At 41.3% G+C, this 20,175-nt stretch carries 16 protein-coding genes; 15 read left to right on the top strand and 1 reads right to left on the bottom strand.

The window, feature by feature from the left end:
• Positions 1-81 precede the first annotated feature (81 nt).
• The 7 genes from MKY17_RS17215 to MKY17_RS17185 all read left to right on the top strand — a co-directional run bounded on the left by MKY17_RS17215 (position 82) and on the right by MKY17_RS17185 (position 8,374).
• Entirely contained in the window at positions 82-960 is an 879-nt protein-coding gene (locus tag MKY17_RS17215) for an arginine deiminase family protein (protein WP_098370681.1), read from the top strand.
• Positions 957-2,573, top strand: a complete 1,617-nt coding sequence (locus tag MKY17_RS17210) for a M20/M25/M40 family metallo-hydrolase (protein WP_098370680.1) — start codon at positions 957-959, stop codon at positions 2,571-2,573. Before MKY17_RS17215 ends, MKY17_RS17210 begins: the two co-directional genes overlap by 4 nt.
• A 55-nt stretch (positions 2,574-2,628) precedes the next feature.
• A complete protein-coding gene (locus MKY17_RS17205) occupies positions 2,629-4,083 on the top strand; it encodes a YfcC family protein (protein WP_098370679.1) in 1,455 nt (484 codons plus the stop codon).
• Between the two features lie 48 nt (positions 4,084-4,131).
• Positions 4,132-5,325, top strand: a complete 1,194-nt coding sequence (locus MKY17_RS17200) for an amidohydrolase (protein WP_098370678.1) — start codon at positions 4,132-4,134, stop codon at positions 5,323-5,325.
• A gap of 213 nt (positions 5,326-5,538) precedes the next feature.
• Positions 5,539-6,300, top strand: a complete 762-nt coding sequence (locus MKY17_RS17195) for an arginine deiminase-related protein (RefSeq protein WP_098370677.1) — start codon at positions 5,539-5,541, stop codon at positions 6,298-6,300.
• A gap of 56 nt (positions 6,301-6,356) precedes the next feature.
• Positions 6,357-7,772: an amino acid permease gene (locus tag MKY17_RS17190; RefSeq protein ID WP_098370676.1), complete on the top strand. Its 1,416-nt coding sequence runs from the start codon at positions 6,357-6,359 to the stop codon at positions 7,770-7,772.
• 263 nt (positions 7,773-8,035) lie between these two features.
• The gene (locus MKY17_RS17185; RefSeq protein ID WP_063233316.1) at positions 8,036-8,374 is read left to right on the top strand and encodes a VOC family protein; all 339 of its coding nucleotides are present in this window, start codon (positions 8,036-8,038) and stop codon (positions 8,372-8,374) included.
• Between the two features lie 283 nt (positions 8,375-8,657).
• Here the strand turns inward: MKY17_RS17185 and MKY17_RS17180 are convergent, their stop codons facing one another.
• The gene (locus MKY17_RS17180; RefSeq protein WP_098370674.1) at positions 8,658-10,490 is read right to left on the bottom strand and encodes a sigma 54-interacting transcriptional regulator; all 1,833 of its coding nucleotides are present in this window, start codon (positions 10,488-10,490) and stop codon (positions 8,658-8,660) included.
• Between the two features lie 196 nt (positions 10,491-10,686).
• On the opposite strand from MKY17_RS17180, the gene MKY17_RS17175 reads away from it, so the two are divergent.
• The 8 genes from MKY17_RS17175 to MKY17_RS17140 all read left to right on the top strand — a co-directional run bounded on the left by MKY17_RS17175 (position 10,687) and on the right by MKY17_RS17140 (position 20,163).
• A complete protein-coding gene (locus MKY17_RS17175) occupies positions 10,687-10,890 on the top strand; it encodes a hypothetical protein (RefSeq protein WP_141993493.1) in 204 nt (67 codons plus the stop codon).
• A gap of 85 nt (positions 10,891-10,975) precedes the next feature.
• Positions 10,976-12,388: a cytosine permease gene (locus tag MKY17_RS17170; RefSeq protein WP_098370672.1), complete on the top strand. Its 1,413-nt coding sequence runs from the start codon at positions 10,976-10,978 to the stop codon at positions 12,386-12,388.
• A 46-nt stretch (positions 12,389-12,434) separates the two neighbouring features.
• Entirely contained in the window at positions 12,435-13,421 is a 987-nt protein-coding gene (locus MKY17_RS17165) for a DUF3445 domain-containing protein (RefSeq protein ID WP_098370671.1), read from the top strand.
• 16 nt (positions 13,422-13,437) lie between these two features.
• Positions 13,438-13,956, top strand: coding sequence for a hypothetical protein (locus MKY17_RS17160; protein WP_098370670.1), 519 nt, complete (start codon positions 13,438-13,440; stop codon positions 13,954-13,956).
• A 5-nt stretch (positions 13,957-13,961) separates the two neighbouring features.
• Positions 13,962-14,927, top strand: a complete 966-nt coding sequence (locus MKY17_RS17155) for a PDR/VanB family oxidoreductase (protein WP_260398153.1) — start codon at positions 13,962-13,964, stop codon at positions 14,925-14,927.
• 49 nt (positions 14,928-14,976) lie between these two features.
• Positions 14,977-16,470, top strand: coding sequence for an aldehyde dehydrogenase family protein (locus MKY17_RS17150; RefSeq protein WP_098370669.1), 1,494 nt, complete (start codon positions 14,977-14,979; stop codon positions 16,468-16,470).
• A gap of 805 nt (positions 16,471-17,275) precedes the next feature.
• Positions 17,276-18,880: a sigma 54-interacting transcriptional regulator gene (locus MKY17_RS17145; protein WP_098370668.1), complete on the top strand. Its 1,605-nt coding sequence runs from the start codon at positions 17,276-17,278 to the stop codon at positions 18,878-18,880.
• 131 nt (positions 18,881-19,011) lie between these two features.
• A complete protein-coding gene (locus MKY17_RS17140) occupies positions 19,012-20,163 on the top strand; it encodes an iron-containing alcohol dehydrogenase (RefSeq protein WP_098370667.1) in 1,152 nt (383 codons plus the stop codon).
• Positions 20,164-20,175 lie beyond the last annotated feature (12 nt).

Genomic DNA, 20,175 nt, shown 5'->3' with positions numbered 1-20,175 from the left:
AATAAAAGAAAAATTCCTATTAGCGGAAACGTTTTCCACTATGCGGAAAAGGAGGGGGAGGCAGTGACATATTGTTCGTCCATGTACAAACCATTGGAACGTGTCATTGTAAAACATCCGAAAGAAGCGTTTATTAGTCAAGAGCATTTAAGCCAAGCATGGCGGAACTTCAACTTTGCGGAAGAGCCAGATTTCAACGAAGCACTAAAAGAGTATGGTGACTTTATTTCCATTTTGGAGAAATATGTTCCAAACATCGATTATTTGCCAGCATCTTCGGTAGTCGGCATTGACTCCTTATATGCGCATGACCCGGTCAAATTCACTAGCCAAGGAGCCATCATTTTAAAGTCCGGGAAAGAATTGAGACAGCCTGAAGCTAGTGTATACAAGCAATTTTGTAAGGAAAAGAACATCCCGATTATTGGGTATTTGCAGGGTGATGCGGTCGCGGATGGCGGTGATATCGTTTGGCTTGATGATAAGACCCTAGTTGTCGGACATGGTTATCGTACAAATGCTGAAGCCATTCGGCAACTAAAAGAAATGACCGCTCATCTTGTGGATGAATTCATCGTAGTTCAGCTTCCGCATGATCAAGGAGAGGGAGAGTGTCTCCATCTAATGTCTTTCATCAGTATGGTCGACAAGGATTTAGCAGTGGTTCACTCCCGCCTTATGCCTGTCTTTTTCAGAAAACTGCTGATTGAACGAGGCATACAGCTTATTGAAGTGCCGGTTGATGAGTACTTGACCTTGGGCTGTAATGTTCTTGCCATTGCTCCGCGGGTTTGCCTGTTATCTTCTGGTAACGCTTACACGAAGCAAAAGCTTATTGATGCGGGAGCAACAGTTTATGAGTACAAAGGAACTGAGATCAGTTTCAAAGGCACTGGCGGTCCAACTTGTTTAACCTGCCCGGTGGTCCGTACAAATATTAATGAAGGGGGATTGGAATGAGTCAATTACTATGGGGTACTCCAGAAACGCTCCGTACCTTGTTATGTGAACTTGTTAGCTGGGAAAGCCGTACTCTCACATTAGGGGAACGGACGTTTCCGTATAAGGTGCAAGATAAATTGAGGGAGCTTGATTATTTTAAAAGGAATCCGGCACACTTATCGCTTCACGAGGCTGATTTAGGGAGGAATTTTGTCAATGCTTTCTATAAACATCCTGATGCAAAGGAGACCGTTGTATTAATTAGCCATTTTGATACGGTTCATACTGAAGAATACGGTGACCTTGAGACTCTTGCATTTCAACCAGAGGAGCTCACGAAAAAACTTCATGACAGGAAAGATGAACTACCGGAAGAAGCGCGCATTGATCTTGAATCAGGAAAGTACTTGTTTGGTAGAGGAACGATGGATATGAAAATGGGGCTTGCCCTTCATATGGCTATCATCGAAAAGGCAAGCATCGAACAATGGCCGATCAATCTCCTGCTGTTAACGGTTCCTGATGAGGAAGTGAATTCTGCGGGAATGAGGGCTGCAGTTAAAGAACTTGTGGCTTTACGTGATAAATATGACCTTTCCTATAAAATGTTTTTTAATAGTGAACCGTCCTTTTCACAGAAACCGGGCGATAATAGACATTATATTTATTCCGGAACTTTGGGGAAAATCATGCCTGCTGCCCTTTTTTATGGGAAAGAAACTCATGTAGGTGAACCATTAAAGGGCATGACGGCTAACTATATAGCCTCGTTCCTCACGCAGCTCATGGAGTGGAACACTCTTTTTCTGGAAAGTGATCTTGGTGAGGAAACACCATTACCGGTATCGCTTCAGCAAAAAGATCTAAAACTACAATATTCAACACAGACACCTTATCGGGCAGCCGCGCTTTATAATGTGTTCATTATGAAAAGAACAGCTGCAGAAATAATGGACCTATTCGAGCAGGTTGCAAACGAAGCAGCGATGAAATGCAATGAATCTTATAAAGAGCTATGTATGCGTGAACAAATTGAAGGTGTAGGTGAAGTACAAGTATTGCGCTATGAAAAGTTACTTTCATATGCCGAGGGCAAATTTGGCGGGAGTTTTGTTGAGAAAATAAAGAGTGAAGTTAAAGGAAACATGGATTTGGATGAGCGGGAAAAATCAGTGCGGATCGCTGAAAAATTGATGATACAATGTCAGGAGCTTTCACCCGCCATTGTATTGCTGTTCGCACCGCCATATTATCCAGCCGTCAATACGTCCGATGATCCGCTTATCATGGAATCTGTGAAATTAATGAAGGAAACTGCCAGCATGCTTGGTGAAGAAGTCAGCCAAATTCATTATTTTAATGGACTTTGCGATTTAAGCTATGTTCAATATAGTGACGAGTCTGATGGCTGGACGGCTTTTGAAAAAAATACACCAGTCTGGGGCGATACTTACAGCATTCCTTTTGCTGATATGCAAAAACTTCAGGCACCCGTACTTAATGTGGGTCCGTTCGGCAAGGATGCCCACCAGCGTACTGAGCGCCTTCACATCGATAGCGCCTTCGTCCATACGCCCGTCATGCTGGAGAAGTTAATAAAGAGTATGTTTAAGTGTTTGGTTGAGAAGTGATGGTCCGACAGGAGATCTGGATTAAAAGTATAAAACTTTAACTGGGGGTATTTATATGAATGACCTGCCTAATGGTCAAATCACTTCCGAGCCGCTTAATCAGAATAATAAGCCACTTAACCAACTGACGGAGTTACCTGAAAAAGGGATAAATCCTTTTGTATTAATGTTTATCGTAATTGTAATAGTGACAGTTTTAACCTATATCTTACCCGCTGGCCAATATGAAAGAATTGAAAAGGATGGCCGAAGTGTAGTCAATCCCACTTCTTTTGAATTCATTGAATCAACACCAGTGGGATTATTGGAAATGTTCAGCAGTATTCACGCAGGGATGATTGAAGGAGCGTCAATTATCTTGTTCGTCTTTTTGTTTGGCGGAGCACTGGGAATCATGCAGGCAACGGGAGCACTGGATTCTTTCATTAAGTTTGTGGCCGTCCGATTCGGAACAAAAGAGAAATTGCTTATTCCGTTGATGGTATTAATCTTCGCATCATTAGGGACACTGATCGGCTCTGCTGAAGATGCATTAGTTTATATCGCAATCATAGTTCCGATGACGATTGCATTAGGCTTTGATGCACTTACAGGTTTTGCGATCGTCATCCTTGGAACATTGGCGACTGGATTCATTTCTGGCATTACGAACCCTTTTAATGTAGGAGTTGCCCAAAGCATTGCAGAACTGCCCATGTATTCGGGAATGGGATTGCGGATCGCTCTTCTTGCAGTGTTTTATGTCGTTACAGTATTGTACATCTATTTCCATGCAATGAAGGTTAAAAGAAACCCTGAACTGGGGGAGTATGGGAAATTCAAGCGTGAAGAACATGCACATCTTGATAAAAACTTTAGGATGAGTAAAAGACATAGCGTTGCTTTAATTATTTTATTGGTGAATTTCATCCTATTAGTATATGGAGTTATTAAATTAGGATGGTATATAAGTGAAATTGGCGGTTTGTTTTTATTAAGCGGGATCATAATGGGCCTAATTGGTGGCTTGACTCCATCAAGGATGGCTAATGGTTTTATTTCAGGAGCGGGCGATATGGTTTCCGGGGCATTGATAATAGGTGTTGCACAGACAATCTTGGTCATCATTACAAGTGGCGGATTGCTGGATACCATTTTATATTATGCTGCAGGATTGGTTGAGCAGCTTCCTCCCGCCATAAATGCAATCGGTATGTTCATTGTCCAATTATTTCTTAACTTCATTGTTCCATCCGGAAGTGGACAAGCAGCATTGACGATGCCGATTATGGCTCCATTGGCGGATTTAATGGGTGTGACAAGACAAACGGCAGTATTAGCTTTCCAATTAGGGGATGGGATCTCGAATATGATATTTCCGACTTCTGGAGTGCTATTGGCTGGACTGGCAGTGGCAGGCATATCATTTACGAAATGGGTAAAATGGGTGTTTCCGTATCTTTTGATTCAGGTTGCGGTAGCGATTATCTTTTTGATCATTGCACAAAGCATACAGTATGGCCCTTTTTAAAGATCTGAAAAGTCTGAATATTAGAACTAAGTGTTGAAGGAGGCATTTATGATGAAGACAATACAGGAGACAGTTGTCGATGAAGTGATTTCATGGAGACGTCATTTTCACGAAAATCCTGAGCTCTCTTATCAGGAGCATCAGACTTCTGAATTCATTTATAGGAAATTAAAAACCTTTACAGGATTAGAAGTGACGAGACCTACCGAAACGAGCGTTTTAGCGGTTCTTAAAGGAGCTAAAAAATCTGCCCAAAAATCGAATACCATCACCTTTCGTGCAGATATTGATGCACTTCCGATTCAGGAAGAAGCAGAAATTGAATATAAGTCAAAAAATCCTGGGGTTATGCATGCGTGCGGACATGATGCACATGCTGCGATGTTATTAGGTGCTGCTAAAGTCCTCTCTGGGAAAAAAGATGCGATTGATGGAGAAATCAGGTTTATTTTCCAACACGCCGAAGAAGTTCTGCCAGGGGGAGCTCAGGAATTGGTGAAAAAAGGGGTCATGGAAGGAGTGGATTATGCATTTGCACTGCATGTTACTCCTTATGAACGAACAGGAACAATATGTTTAAGGGAAGGGGTATTCTGTGCAGCAGCCGATGATTTTGAAATTAAAATTATTGGTCAGGGCGGTCATGCCTCGACTCCGGAATTAACGGTAGATCCGCTACTCATTGGTGCAGAAATTACTACGAATCTTCAACATATCGTTTCCAGAAAAATTTCAGCTCTTAGGACACCCGTCATTTCAGTCACTCAGTTCCATTCAGGTAGTGCGCTCAATGTCATACCTGAATATGCGGAAATCGGTGGTACCATTCGTTCCTTAGACTCTGATAGCCGATTGAAAGCAAGAAAGTATCTAGAGCAAATCGTTAAGGGGATTTCAGAAACGCATGGGGCAAAATGTGAAATTACTTGGTATTTAGGGTATCCAGCCGTGGTAAATGATAAAGCAGCTGTCGATATTTCAAGAACGGTCATGGAAGGTATTTTTGAAGGTGATAATATCATCCAGGTTGATGACCCTATGTTCGGGACAGAAGATTTTTCGGCTTTTTCCGAAATCGTACCCTCTTCCATGCAATTTTTAGGCGTTCACAATGATGAGTTTGGAAAAGCTTACCCTTTACACCATCCTAAATTTAAAATCGATGAGAAGGCTTTAGGGTATGGAGTAAGATATTTTGTAGGAATAGCGGATAAATTATGCGGTCACCAAAATAATTGTTAAAGCATTTGGCTGGAAGAGACACCCGTTATAGTTTAAGAGAAGCTTTCGGTTGTCTTTTCTCCCTATCATGACTATTTTTCCATGGTTTCCGCTTCTTGAATAGTTAAGTGCAGCAAAGTGATGAAAAGAAATTTCATTTAAAGAACGGCTGGTTCAAAAGGGTTAATATCCTACATTTTTAAAAAATAAGCTACCTATTTAGGAGGAATATATATGTTTAAACACGCGATTGTAAGGAAGATTGGAAAAAGTTTTGTAAATGGCTTAACAACATCGGATTTAGGAAACCCGGATTATGAAAAAGCTCTTGTACAACACGAGGCTTATGTAGAAGCATTAAAGCGCTGCGGTGTGAAAGTGACCGTTCTCGAATCGGATGAGAGACACCCTGATTCTACGTTTGTGGAAGATACAGCCGTGTTGACGCCAAAATGTGCCCTTGTAACCAATCCTGGTGCAGAAAGCCGGAATGGTGAGATTAATGAAATGAAAGAAGTTTTAAAGGACTTTTATGACACAATCGAATATATTCAATCTCCAGGTATGTTAGATGGCGGAGATGTAATGCAAGTTGAAAATCACTTCTATGTTGGCCTTTCAACGAGAACAAATGAAGCAGGTGCTCTTCAGTTCAAGGATATTATGACTAAGTATGGTTATGATACGACCATCATTCCCCTTAAGAAGTTCTTTCATTTAAAAACGGGTGTCAATTACCTGGGAGACAATAATTTATTAGTGGCCGGGGAATTCATTGATCACGAGGCTTTTTCTGGCTTCAATCAAATAATCGTAAAACAGGAAGAAGAATATTCGGGTAACTGCGTCAGAATGAACGACTGCGTTATTGTCCCTAAAGGGTTTGATGGTACAAAGAAAAAAATTGAAGATTTGGGATACACAGTGATTGAAGTGGAGATGACTGAATTTCAAAAACAAGATGGCGGACTTAGTTGTCTCTCTTTGAGGTTCTAAGATAGTTTAGGAGAAGGCAAGGCATAGGATAATAGATAAGATAAGGAAGTGATTACATGGGGTATGGACTGGAGAATAATGATCAGCTGCAACGCTCAATGAAAAGACGCCATTTATTTATGCTGTCACTCGGCGGCGTAATTGGTACAGGCCTTTTTTTAAATGCAGGCTATACAATTAACCAAGCGGGGGCAGGAGGGGCCCTGGTCGGTTATCTAGCCGGCGGTCTTATTTTGTATATGGTAATGGTCTGCCTTGGCGAGCTAGCCGTACATATGCCGGTTACTGGCTCTTTCCAGAAATATGCTGCCGAATATATAGGGCCTTCCGCTGGTTTCTCTCTAGGATGGATGTATTTCGTAGGTTCAGCCGCAACAGCAGGAGTTGAGTTCACGGCTGCAGGAATTTTGATGAAACAATGGTTCCCCAATAGTCCTACCTGGATTTGGTGTGCTGTGTTCATAGTGCTTTTATTTACTTTGAATGCATTAACGACAAGAGGTTTTGCAGAGGCGGAATATTGGTTCGCTGGAATAAAAATCGTTGCAGTGATTTTGTTTATCTTGATTGGAATCGCGGGCATCTTTGGTTTTGTCTCTTTATCTGATCGTCCAACCCCATTCTTTGAGAATTTGGCTCCTTCTGGTCTATTTCCAGCAGGGGGGGTTACAATCATCTTTGTGACAATGATGAATGTAATATTTTCTTATCAAGGCTCAGAACTAATAGGAATAGCGGCAGGGGAAAGTGAAAAACCTGAAGAGAATATCCCTAAAGCCATTCGAAACGTACTATTTAGAATCATTATTTTCTACATTTCGTCCATTATCATCCTTTCTGCCATATTCCCTTCTTCGGAATTAGGCTTATTGGAAAGTCCTTTTGTAACTTTGATGAAGATAGCCGGGATTCCTTATGCAGCAGGTATCATGAATTTTATTATTTTGACAGCCATTCTTTCTGTGGGGAATTCATGTCTTTATGCATCTACGCGCTTACTTTGGTCGATGGCTCATGACGGAATGGCACCCAAGGTGTTTGGTCTATTATCCAAGAGGAAAGTGCCATTGAATGCCCTTCTTTTTACGATCTGTTTTTCGCTCCTATCGTTATTGACTAGCTTCATTGCAGCGGATACAGTGTTCGTGATACTTATGTCCATAGCGGGTATTTCCGTCACGATCTCATGGATGGGAATTGCTTTATCGCAATATATGTTTAGAAGGAAATTTATAAAGGCGGGTGGTAAAACGGAAGATTTACAATACATAGTACCCTTTTACCCATTTGTCCCGTTGTTTTGTTTAGGCTTTTGTTTGCTGATTCTAGTATTCCTTGCCTTTGATCCTACTCAACGAGTCGGACTGTTTTATGGGATAGGATTTTTGATAGCCTGTATATTATTCTATAAATTTAAATTGGCTAAGAAAGTAGAGTCAAACACTAACTTTGAAAATGAAAAAATATTGTAATTGAGTTACACCAAAGGCTAGCCAGTTTTTACTGGTTGGCCTTTTTAAATCTTGAAATTGCAGTCACTTGGATGATTATTTACTGAATCGGAAGGGGAAAACTTACATTTTAACGAAATGGAAGGAATATCTTAGAAAATAGGAAGGGGGAATTAACAAGCTTGATTACAAAGTGACTAAAAACATCACAAAGAGCCTGCTGAAAATTAACTTTTTTACCGAGAGACGGAAATAAAACAATAATATTAAAATTGGGGGAAGTAATGAAGATCAATCATATAAATTTAACAGTTAATGATGTTACAGCATCAAGGGAGTTTTTAGAAAGATACTTTGGATTGTCATGTGCAGGAAGCCGAGGCGATGGGTTCGCCGCAATGAAAGATGATGATGGATCCATATTGACACTAATGAAAGGAAGCGATGTACAATACCCCAAGACTTTTCATGTTGGATTCATACAAGAAAATGAAGAGCAAGTTAACAGGATCAATCAACGGTTGAAGGATGATGGATTCATGGTGAAACCTCCAAAACACCTACACAGATATACGTTCTATGTAGAAGCGCCTGGAGGATTTAACGTTGAAGTACTGTGTTAACGAGCTACTTGGAGATAAATCGTAAAACTACTATAAGAAAGGATTGTGGAAGAACAAGATATAATATTGCCTATATAAGTGTGGTCAATATGAAAAACCAGTTGGATTAAAAACGCTGGCGTTAATGCCATTTTAATTCCTTCATAACGGTCATGATGTATATGGAAGAAAATAACGAAAAAGCTGACTGCAAAAGCCTGTTCAAGAAGGCTCCTGTTATCAGCTATTCTTTTTTTTGCTTTAGTCCCCAAACGGTTTGATCCTGCATGACTGCATCCTGAAATCAAACATGTATATTGAGTTGCTTACGGAGACGTTGCATTTCCGAATTGAAATAGGATTTGCTGTAATCACATCCTACAATAGCGACGATATTGCCGTCATCATCAATAATTGGCGCAAAGCTTGTTTTCCACTCACCGTACCTGTCTTCGTATATCGGAGTCACACCAGCTTTACCATTAAACGCATGGTAAGCGACATTAACCATTTCCGGGGGACCAATATATTCTTCCCCCGGTTCAATTACAAAGCCTTTGTCTGCAACGAGGTGAATCAGACGTCCATCCTCCGTCATGATAAATATAAAGACCCATTCAATTACGCCTTCCTTTTCTTGAATCATGGTAAGTTTTTGTTTTAATTTCTGGGAATAGGAAGTTTGCCGATTCATATTTTTTTGTAGACTGATAACTTCTTCAGCTGGAATGATAGCTGCGGTTACTACGGCAATGGAACGAAGCCGTTGATTTATTTGTTCCTCTAAAATGGCCCGTTTATCCACTGGTGAAAAGCGTGCCTCTTCAATTTTATTACGTAATTTTTTATATTTCCTGCTCATCGTAGGCTGGCTTACTTCCAATACCTTCGCTGCTAGTTTTAATGATTTGTATTGTTCCATCGCCATGTTGATAAGCTGTTCCTCCACAAGGTCGACTGCTTCCTGCATAGGCATTAGAAAATCGATAACAGGTATTGAAGTGGGTTTGGGCCCTTTAAATGGAAGGACCTCTTTAACCAACACCACATCTACTTCCGGCATTCCGCTAGTAATCACAAGCCTTTCAACTGTATTTTCAAGTTCGCGCACATTACCGGGCCATTGATAGATACATAGCAAGTCGATTGCATCCGGGGTGAAAGTTACATTTCGATTGTATAGTGTATTGTACTTTTGTAAAAAAAACTGAACCAGATGGGGGATTTCATCTACACGATTCCTAAGCGGTGGAAGATGGATAGGTACGACATGAAGACGATAATATAAGTCTTCTCGAAATTCACCTTTTTTCACCATTTTTTCGAGCGATTTATTTGTTGCGGCAATCACTTGAATATCAACAGGGTGTGATGTCGTACTTCCAATTGGTGTGACAACGCGTTCCTGAAGGACGCGAAGCAGTTTTACCTGTACGTTAAGCGGTAACTCGCCAACCTCATCCAAGAATAAGATACCTTTATGGGCGAGTGTGAATTTCCCTTTGGCGCCGTCTTTCCGTGCGCTGGTAAAAGCCCCTTCTACGTAGCCAAAAAGTTCGCTTTCAATCAGGTTTTCCGGGATTGCACCGCAATTGACAGGTATAAACGGACCGTCGCTTCTGTTACTCATATTATGTATGGCCCTGGCGGCTATTTCCTTTCCTACACCGGATTCCCCCAATAAAAGGACTGTTGCGCTAACATCAGAAACCATTTGCATTTTATGCAGGACATCAAGCATCGGTTTACTGCGGATCACAAATGGAAAAGATGGCTTCTTCGATTCCAACAAAGGCCCCGATTGCCCCCTTGATGTATCTGGATAAGAGTCTTTAATTTCTTTGTAGGCCCAAACCCATGCCCCAGATTCAATCGGGTATGCCGTCATCAGCATCTCTGGACCCTGCCATGAGGACTGCATGAAAGATCTTTTTTCATTTTTGCCCATTATCTCTTCTGCCAAGCTTGTGGAAAATAAATCTTGTTCAACATCCTTGATGGAACCGCCGACATTAGCGGATTTGACTGTTTGGAATAAGGAATTCCCTGTTCCGGTCGATTTCAGTATGGTGCCATTTTTATCTGTCACAATAAGCTGATCGTAAATAGACAAGAGTGCAGAGGTGAAGTGATCCATTTATGTCTACCTGCCTTTCATTTAACTTCCTAGTTTTTATATTACAGAAATTTCACAATTGTTCAATAGTTTCAAAAATGAATATTCTTCCTTTTGAAAACCCAGTAAGCATGGTGTTTTCTGATTGGCATGTTTATTGCATTAAAGTAAAGAGAAGGGACTAGAAAGCATGATTGCAAAGGAGGGAGAAGCTATTTTGAATAAAGAGAATCAGTTCCAACAGAATATCAATTCTGAAGATCCCTTTATTAAAAATCTATATTCAGATTTGAATGAGCGGATCAATGCGTATGAGCAGGAAGATGCCGTGAAAATCGACAAAATGAAATGGAAGGATGCGACAGGTTCTATTTTTCTCATGATTTTAATCATCTTTTACCTGGTCTATACACTTTTCTAAAGTAGTTTTGTTTAGCTCACCCAAAACAAATACAGCCTTATTTCCAAGCGATACAATCATTATTTTATAGTTGGGAGAGAAGCGAGTGAGTAAAGAGAATTCCTCCATTTCAAAGGATGTGGCCTTTGGCTTTTTACCGGCAAGTAAAAGTGACCGGATTTTTAACCTTCGGGATTTAATTTTAGTTCAGGTTGTTATTGGCCTCTCATCTTTTGGGCTGTTAACTGGTGGATACACAGGTACAATGCTTGATGCGAAGCAGTCACTTGCAGCGATTTTATTCGGTAACGCCTTCCCTATGCTGTTGATTGTTCCCATTACCCTTTATTTTGCGCGGTATGGCATAGATACTTTTGTAGGGTTTCGAAGTTCACTAGGGTATCTAGGATCCAATATCTTTTTCTTTGTTTTTCTTATTTTAACTCTCGGCTACATTTCCATTGCGCTTTTCATGTCCGGCCAGGCTTTAGCAGAGGCTGCTAATTGGATGGGGATGCCCGACATTTTCTCAAGCCAAGCAACTGGAGCGCCGTTTTTCTCGATTTTACTCTTCATCTGTGCATTCCTTGTAACGGTGAGGGGACCGATAGCGATTCAAAAATATACCGCAGTAGCCGTTCCGGTATTTATGGTTCTCATGTTTGGCCTTCTCGCAATAGTCTTGTTTGGCCAGGGATTCACTAACGTTGCTCATATACTTCCTTCCGAGCCATTTGAATCGACTTCTCGTTCATTCGCGACTGCCCTGGAATTAAATATCGGTCTCGGCTTCTCATGGCTTCCATACCTTGGCCAATACAGCCGTTTATCTAAAACAGAAGGAGGAGCATTTAAAGCAGGATTCTACAGCTATGGAATTATCGTCTGTATCGCTGCTTTAGTTGGGGCCCTTGCTGCATTAGTCGCTGGTTCACTTAATCCTTCTGACTGGATGTTTTCCATCGCAGGAAGTTGGGGTGGCTTCATTGGCTTGATTTTACTCTCGGTTGGGAATGTCGGTGCAGGCATTTTCCTTATGTACTCACAAGCTGTCAGCTTTAAAACTGTATTCCCGAAAAAGTCATGGATGATTGCGATGGGTACGACGGTACCGACTATATTCTTACTTCTAAGCTCGACGTTCTATGATGCATTTGGTTCATTCATTGCTGTCATTTCCTTTATTATGGCTGTTCTTGGCGGCATTGTCGTTGCAGATTACTTTTTTGTAAAGCGACAACGCATTTCAATAAGGGATTTGTATGACACACAAGGCTCTTATACCTATTGGAAAGGCATTAACCCGTCGGCAGTTCTCACGGTGGTAATTGGAACGATCGTTTACTGGGCACTCTATAATCCATTGACTTTTGAAGCGAGTGACTTTTTCCTTTATACAGCTGCCGGAATTCCAACATACTTTGTCGCTTTAGTCACCTACTATGTTTCATCTAAATACATTTTCCGTTTTGAAGTTGACATGGAGCGTACATCCGTTGAATTAAAGGAAGCTAAATAGAAAAATCGCAATTTAAAGAATCTAGGGAACGAGAGGAGATTGTTCAATGTTTACACAAAGTTTAGATTTCAAAACAACTGATTTAGATACATTCCCATTTCCATTCACTTCAGGTAACTATCGTTATTCAAACGATTTGAAAAGACTCTCAAACATTAACTGTATTGAAGTTACACCAGAATACAGACTCCAAGTGGAAACGAAGCGTCGTCTCCTTCAAGAACAGCCGCATATAAGGTTTCAATCTTTTTCACACACAATGGAAATGCAATGGGAAGTGTTGGAAATGCTCATCGACATGGCAACTGATCGCTATCCGGAGCATTTCGAGGTCATTAAAGATGGAGACAACTGGACTTTCAAGAACCACATTTTCGGGGAATCCGATTCATTCGTGTATGGCGATGCCACCACGCTTCCATATGAGCCGCTTGATTATATAGGCCGCCATTTCCACAATGATTTTGTTTTAATGGTTCATCGCGATAGTAATTTCTATTTGGAAGTGGGACAAGTTTCATACGCCGCACTCTTCTCAGCTAACTGGAATAAAGGCATGTCCTTTGATGAGATCCATGCACCTGTTCCATTTGTATCGCGGAAAGGCGATGAACTGGCAGATCGCGTTCGTAAGTTTTTATTATCCATTGAGCCAGGAAAGCCATGGACACGCATCAACTGGAACCTGATGGCGGACCGTTGGGATGTCAACTATGAAACGATGGATGTCTGGGGACCGCAGCGTTCTGGGATAACACCGGAAAATGCAGGTAAACTTGTTCGTTTGCGTGTTGAAGAACAAAAATTTTATCGCATGCCACGAAGCAACGCCATTCTATTCGTATTGAATACGCAGTTCCTGCCACTGGAGGATTTGACATTACGCCAGGAGTGGTTTGATCTGACATATAGCGTACTGCAGGATATTCCGGATCCTATGGCTGCGTACAAAGGAATTGCCCCGTTTCTTCCGCAATCGGTTGAATATTTGAGGCGTATTGATGAAAAACAAAAAAGCGAAGATAAACAATAAGTAGGAGGATAGGGCCTTGTACAATAGTCCAGTATTGTTTGATAAATCAATTACGATCGTAAATCAATTTACTCCTCGGAATGAGCGAAGAAAGTTTGTCGTCATTTCTGATCAAGCCGGATATGAAAAGGCGAAAAGTTTCACTTCTGAACTTGCAGGTACAGTGCCTTTTGAATGTCTTTCCATTAACGGAATGGAAGATAAAGAGGGGATTAAGAGAGTCATCTTGTCACAAAAGATGGGCACCCAATTTTATATTGCGGCTGCATGGAACAATGCCGTAATGATCTTCTCGCTCGGGGTGGAAGCTGGCCTATCTGAAGCTGAGATCCAGACTGTGATTATCGGGCCTAAACGGCGGTACGTATATTGCATGAAATGTTTCGAAGTGTCGGAAGTCGCAGAAGAAGCAGAGATTGCAGAATGTGACCATTGCAGAGCAAGTCTTGAAATAGGACCTTTTTATTCCATAGTACGGGAAGGTTATATTGGTTACCCATTCATCTCAATCGGAAAAGAAGAAGTAGGGAGCTGATCATCATGCGGGTAGTAGGAAATATTCAAATGAAAGTAAACAAGATTATTCAAGAAACAGCATTCGTAAAACAGTTCGAGTTGATTCCAGTTGATGGAAACCCATTGCCTGCATTTACTGGCGGTTCGCATTTGACCACATTCATGCCGGCCGGGGATACGATATTTGAGAGAGAATACTCCCTTATCAGCAACCCAAGGGACCGTAAAAAATATGCAATTTCCATTCGGCGTGATGAGGCGTCACGCGGAGGTTCCGCTTTCTGGCATGATCATGTACAGATAGATTCCAGGTTGGAAGTCAGTTTCCCTAAAAACAACTTCCCTCTCAGCTTTCGAGCAAAGCATCATGCCTTTTATGCAGCTGGAATCGGCATCACCCCATTTCTGGCAATGATGGAAGACATGGCTGCCGAAGGCCAAACCTTCGAACTCCATTATGCAGCACGCACACCGGAATTATGTGCTTTTTATGATCTGTTGAAAGCCAAATATCCTGAACAATGCACCTTTTATTTTTCGCAGGCAGAAGACAAACGCAGAATGATGACTGAGACGATGAAGGATCATCGCATTGGCACGCATGTATATTTTTGCGGACCAATCGAGATGGTTCAAGAGTATCGAAAAGCCGCCAGTTCCTATGGTTATCCGGAACATGCGATCCACTTCGAATTATTTGCGACAAAAAATGATGGGCCGCAAGATCCTTTCATTGTCGACCTTTCAGACAGCGATCGGTCCATCCGCGTTCATGAAGGCGAAACACTGCTTGATGCGCTTTTAAGGGAAGGAATTGATGCACCTTATTCTTGTAAAGTGGGCGGGTGCGGAAGTTGTGAGGTAGATGTTGCAGAAGGTGAAGTGGATCACCGGGATTTCTTTCTTAGCGAACAAAACCGTCAATCACGTAAGTCAATCCTGACATGCTGCTCACGTGCAAAGGACGACAGACTTGTATTAAAACTTTAACGATTTCGTACAGGCTTAAAAAAAATAATGAAAACCGGAGGCAAAAAACATGACAATTTTAGAAACGGCAGTTATAGAGCTTAAAAATTACATCGACGGTAAGTGGCAGTCCTCATCTTCAAATGAAGTAATCCCGGTAATCAATCCTGCAACACAGGAAGTCATTGCAAGGGCTCCGCGTGCCACCAAGGAAGATACAGAAAATGCAATCTCAGTTGCGAAAGCAGCTTTTGAAAGTGGAATCTGGTCAGGACTGACGGCACAGGAGCGAGCTTCCTACCTATACAAAATCGCTGATAAAATTGATGAACGTGCGGAAGAGTTAACGATTCTCGAAACAATGGACAACGGGAAACTTAAAGCAGAGGCAGGTTTCGATATTGCCGATGCCGCCGCGTGTTTCCGTTACTACGCTGGTTTGATTCTTCATCCAGAAGGGGAAACTTATCAAGTTCCCGCTCCCGTGCAAGCGATGGTCGTTCGTGAACCAGTAGGTGTAGCCGGTTTGATTGTACCTTGGAATTTCCCTCTTCTAATGAGTGTCTGGAAAATCGCACCTGCCCTTGCGGCGGGTAACACCATTGTATATAAACCGGCTGAAGTGACACCTGTAACAGCAATGAAATTATTTGAAATCCTAGAGGAAGTCGGCATCCCTAAAGGTGTGGCTAATATGGTGATGGGGCGCGGCACTGTTGTCGGTCAAAGCATTGCAGAAAGCAAGGACGTTGACATTGTTTCATTTACGGGAAGTACGGATGTTGGCCGCACTATCATGAAAGCGGCCGCGGGCAACTTAAAGAAAATTTCCCTTGAGCTTGGCGGTAAATCACCTAACATCGTTTTTGCTGATGCAGATTTAGAGACAGCCATCGATTACGGATTATTTGGCATCTTCTTCGGTGCCGGCCAAGTATGTTCATCAGGTAGCCGCATCCTGGTTGAAGAAAGCATTTATGATGAATATGTAAAACGCTATGTGGAACGCGCAAATAAAATCAAAGTTGGACCTGGCCTTGCAGAAGACAGCAACATGGGGGCAATTGTCAGCGAAGCGCAAATGAATAGCATTTTAAATTATATTGAAATCGGCAAACAGGAAGGTGCGACACTTGCAGCAGGCGGTTACCGTCTTGTTGATGACGGCCTTGACAAAGGATACTTCATTGCACCGACTGTCTTCACCGATGTAACACCTGACATGCGCATCGTACAAGAGGAAATCTTCGGTCCAGTCGTTGTCATTCAAAAGTTTAAAGATGAAGAAGAAGCTATTAAACTTGCAAATGATACAGACTACGGTCTTGCAGGCGGCGTCTTCACTAACGATGGCGCAAAAGGATTGCGTGTGATCAAGAAAGTGCGTGCAGGGATTACATGGGTAAATGATTATCATCCAACATATGTCGAGGCGCCATGGGGCGGTTATAAACAGAGCGGGATTGGACGCAGTTTAGGAAAATACGGCTTGGATGAATACCAGGAAATTAAGCAAATCAACATTAATCTCGATGTAAAACCGATAGGCTGGTTCCCAAATTAAGCATATGATTAGAGATGAAGCAATCAACATTCTTTAATCAAACCAAAAACCTAATCCAAATCCGGATTAGGTTTTTGGTTTGTAACGAAAGGGGTGCGCAAATAAAAAATCCGAACCCCTTTTTAAATTTCCTTTGAAATTTTGGCCCAAGGTTAATCAATGGCAGCCTTAATTTAACGAACCAAATGGTTCGCTTGCATTAGTTGGTCTAAAGTAATATTTCAAGTTGATTTAGCTGAATAGAAATATGTTAAAAAAGTACCCTCATTATCTCAGGTTTTAATCCTTCTATTTTAAAAAGATTATAGGCAAAAGAGTTCTATCTAAATGTTAAAACAAAGTTGATTGGAGAGGAAGGTACGAGACTCATGCGGGAAGAACGCGTCCAAGGGAGACCCCGCAGAAAGCGAGTGCCTGGAGTGAAATCAACGTTCAAATTGTTCAAGCCAAAAAAACTATAAGCAAACTCGATTTTCATCGAGTTTGCCTACAGTCTGAAACGTAATTCTAAATACGGATAGGTTTTTTGCAGATAAACTTTTTAAAACCCTCAAAAAATTTTTCTTAAGCTTATAAATAACGGAGAGTTTTTCGCAGTATTTCTTCCTATACAACAAAAGGGGGAGTTTTCCTCTGATGAGTGAAAATGGATTTGAGCATAAAAAACACCATTGGTATGATTAAAGTGTCATTCCGATGCATATTTATCGCTTTAATCAGAAATAGCATTTATGGATTGATTTGTTTTACCGGTGCAGCATTTATACATAGTATCATATAGGAATCAGGTTAGGAGTGAATATTGATGACTAAGTTTTATTCGGATATGACAGTGGAGGAAGCAATATCATGTTTTCCCATAGGAAGCACTGAAGTGGAAGTTTTGGATGATTCAGAAGATTTCATTGGATTTTTGACAATAGAGGCGTTATCTGCGGCAGTGCAGCAGAGTGATTTGACGAAGCCCATTTCCCATTTCATTACTGTAAATGCACCGCTGCAAAATTTACGCAATTACTCAATACCATATGAACAATTTCAAGCATTCTTTGAGAGTGATTTATGCAGGGTTGTATTTAATGCCCTTTATGATGGCGTATATATCACGGATGGTGCTGGAACGACATTATTTATCAATCAAGCTTATCAGCGTATTACCGGAATAAGAGAAGAGGAAATTATCGGAAAACCGATGAGTTATTTAATTGAGCAGGGTATGATATCCGTTTCTGCTTCATTGGACTCAATCCGGACGAAGAATCAAGTTACTTTGACACAAAGAATCCGAAATGGAAGAAAGATTATCGTATCGGCCACACCTATTCTATCGCCACAGAATGAAGTCATATTTGTCATAAATAGTGTAAGGGATATAACTGAATTAATCCGGATGAAGTACACGATCGATAGCCAAAAGCTATCTTTCCAACCTATTTCTCAATTATTGCCTGGCTCGGAACAAGTCAATTTACAAGAAATAATCATTGGGCCTTCTACAACTCCCTTATTTAAACTGGCTGATAAAGTAGCTAAAACGGATGCGAAGATCTTGTTACAGGGGGAAACGGGAGTAGGGAAAAGTTTAATCGCCAAGTACATACATGCCAAAAGCTCCAGGAAGGAAAAAATCTTTCTTGAATTAAATTGCGGAGCCATCCCAGCGAACTTGGTGGAATCTGAACTTTTTGGATATGAACCAGGGGCATTTACCGGATCCCTTAAGAATGGGAAAATGGGGATTTTCGAGAAAGTGAATGGTGGCACGTTATTTTTGGACGAAATTGGGGATTTACCTTTAGAGTTACAGGTAAAACTTTTGAAAGTGGTAGAAGAAAACAAGTTTATGAGAGTAGGATCTACCGAAATGAAAGAGGTGGATGTCAGGTTAATTACAGCCACTCATCGGGATCTTGCCTCCCTCGTTCAAGAAGGGTCTTTCCGCGAAGATCTATATTACCGGCTTAATATCGTATCATTTGAAGTCCCGCCCTTACGCCAGCGAAAGGAAGAAACGATCCCACTTTTAGAAATGTATTTAAAAAAATTCAATGAAAAATATAATGAAAAGAAAAAGATGACACCGGAATGCTATGAATGGCTGACGAACTATTCGTGGCCTGGTAATATACGTGAGCTCGCTAGTCTTGCAGAGCGACTGGTCGTCACGACTTATGATGATACGATTGATTTGCCTAATTTACCATCCTTCATCCAGCCGGTCTTATCAAAAAAACCTACAACACATTCATTGAAGGATACCGTTTCCGAGCTGGAGCGATCCCTGATCCTGAATGCGATGAAAAAATATGGGACTACAAGGGCTGCGGCCATCTCTTTGGATATCAGTCAAAGCGCTTTGGTGCAAAAAATGAAAAAATTTCACATTCGATTAGAAAACGAATCAAAATAGTTTTATTGATTTGTTTTCTACTCATTATTTCTTTTGTAATCCATGAAAAAAAGGTTATCCCCCTTATAAATTAAGCGTTTTCAATTTGGCATGATTCCTGCATTAGATAATACATGAAAGGGGAGATAACCATGAATATTTCTATTTTTTCAATGGCTAACAAATTGGTGACAGGATCAGATTCTTTACAGCAGCTGACTGATGAGGTTAAGCGATTAGGGATGAAGAATCCGTTGATAGTTACAGATAAAGTTTTACTGGATGCCGGGGTAGTGCAAAAGGTTGAGGATTTACTTTCATCAGCATACGGTATTTTCTCGGATGTGAATCCTGAACCGGAAATTGAAATCGTAGAGCTATGTGTGCGGTCTATCAGGGAGGGAAATCATGATGGACTGATTGCGGTAGGCGGGGGAAGTGCGATGGATATTGCGAAAGCCTCTTCCGTTATGGCTACAAATTCGGGTAGCATCGAGACATATTTCGGAACGAATTTGATTGAAGTTCCGGGTTTGCCTTTAATAGCCATACCGACGACTGCCGGAACCGGATCTGAAGTGACGAATATTTCAATTTTATCGGACAAAAAAGAACAAGTGAAGAAGGGAATTGTTAGTTCATATCTTTTACCGGATGTAGCGATCGTATCACCCGTGATGACGCTGACTTGCCCGCCAAGTGTGACGGCTGCGAGCGGAGTGGATGCACTTGTCCATGCGGTAGAGGCTTATATTTCCAAATTTGCTTCGCCCGTTACAGATGCTTTGGCAATTGGGGCCATGAAGTTGATCGCAAAAAATTTACCAAAGGCTTATGCTGCACCAGATAATCTGGAAGCACGGGAAGCCATGATCACGGGAAGCCTAATGGCAGGGTTAGCTTTTGGAAATGCCGGTGTTGGAGCTGTCCATGCCTTAGCTTATCCGCTTGGAGGCCGCTTCCATTTATCACATGGAGTCAGCAATTCATTATTACTGCCATTTGTCATGAAGTGGAATAAAATTGCATGTTTGGAAAGGTTCAGAGACATTGCTGAAGCACTTGGAGAGAAAGTCAATCATTTAAATGATGATGAGGCAGCGGATAAAGCTATAGAAGCGATGACCAGAATATGCCGTTACGTTGATATACCTGAGTCACTAAGTGAATTTGACATTCCTGAATCGGCTTTAAGTGAAATGGCTGCTGAGGCCATCAAACAAGTTCGTTTACTTCGCAATAATCCCCGTGCCTTAAACGTTCGGGATATCGAAAAAATTTACCGTTCAGCCTATGGCTTTTAAGTGGAGGAAACA

The organism is Peribacillus sp. FSL P2-0133 (genome assembly GCF_037975445.1).
In the GTDB taxonomy this organism is placed as follows: Bacteria; Bacillota; Bacilli; order Bacillales; family DSM-1321; genus Peribacillus; species Peribacillus simplex_E.
This window is presented reverse-complemented; position numbering and strand designations above follow the sequence as displayed.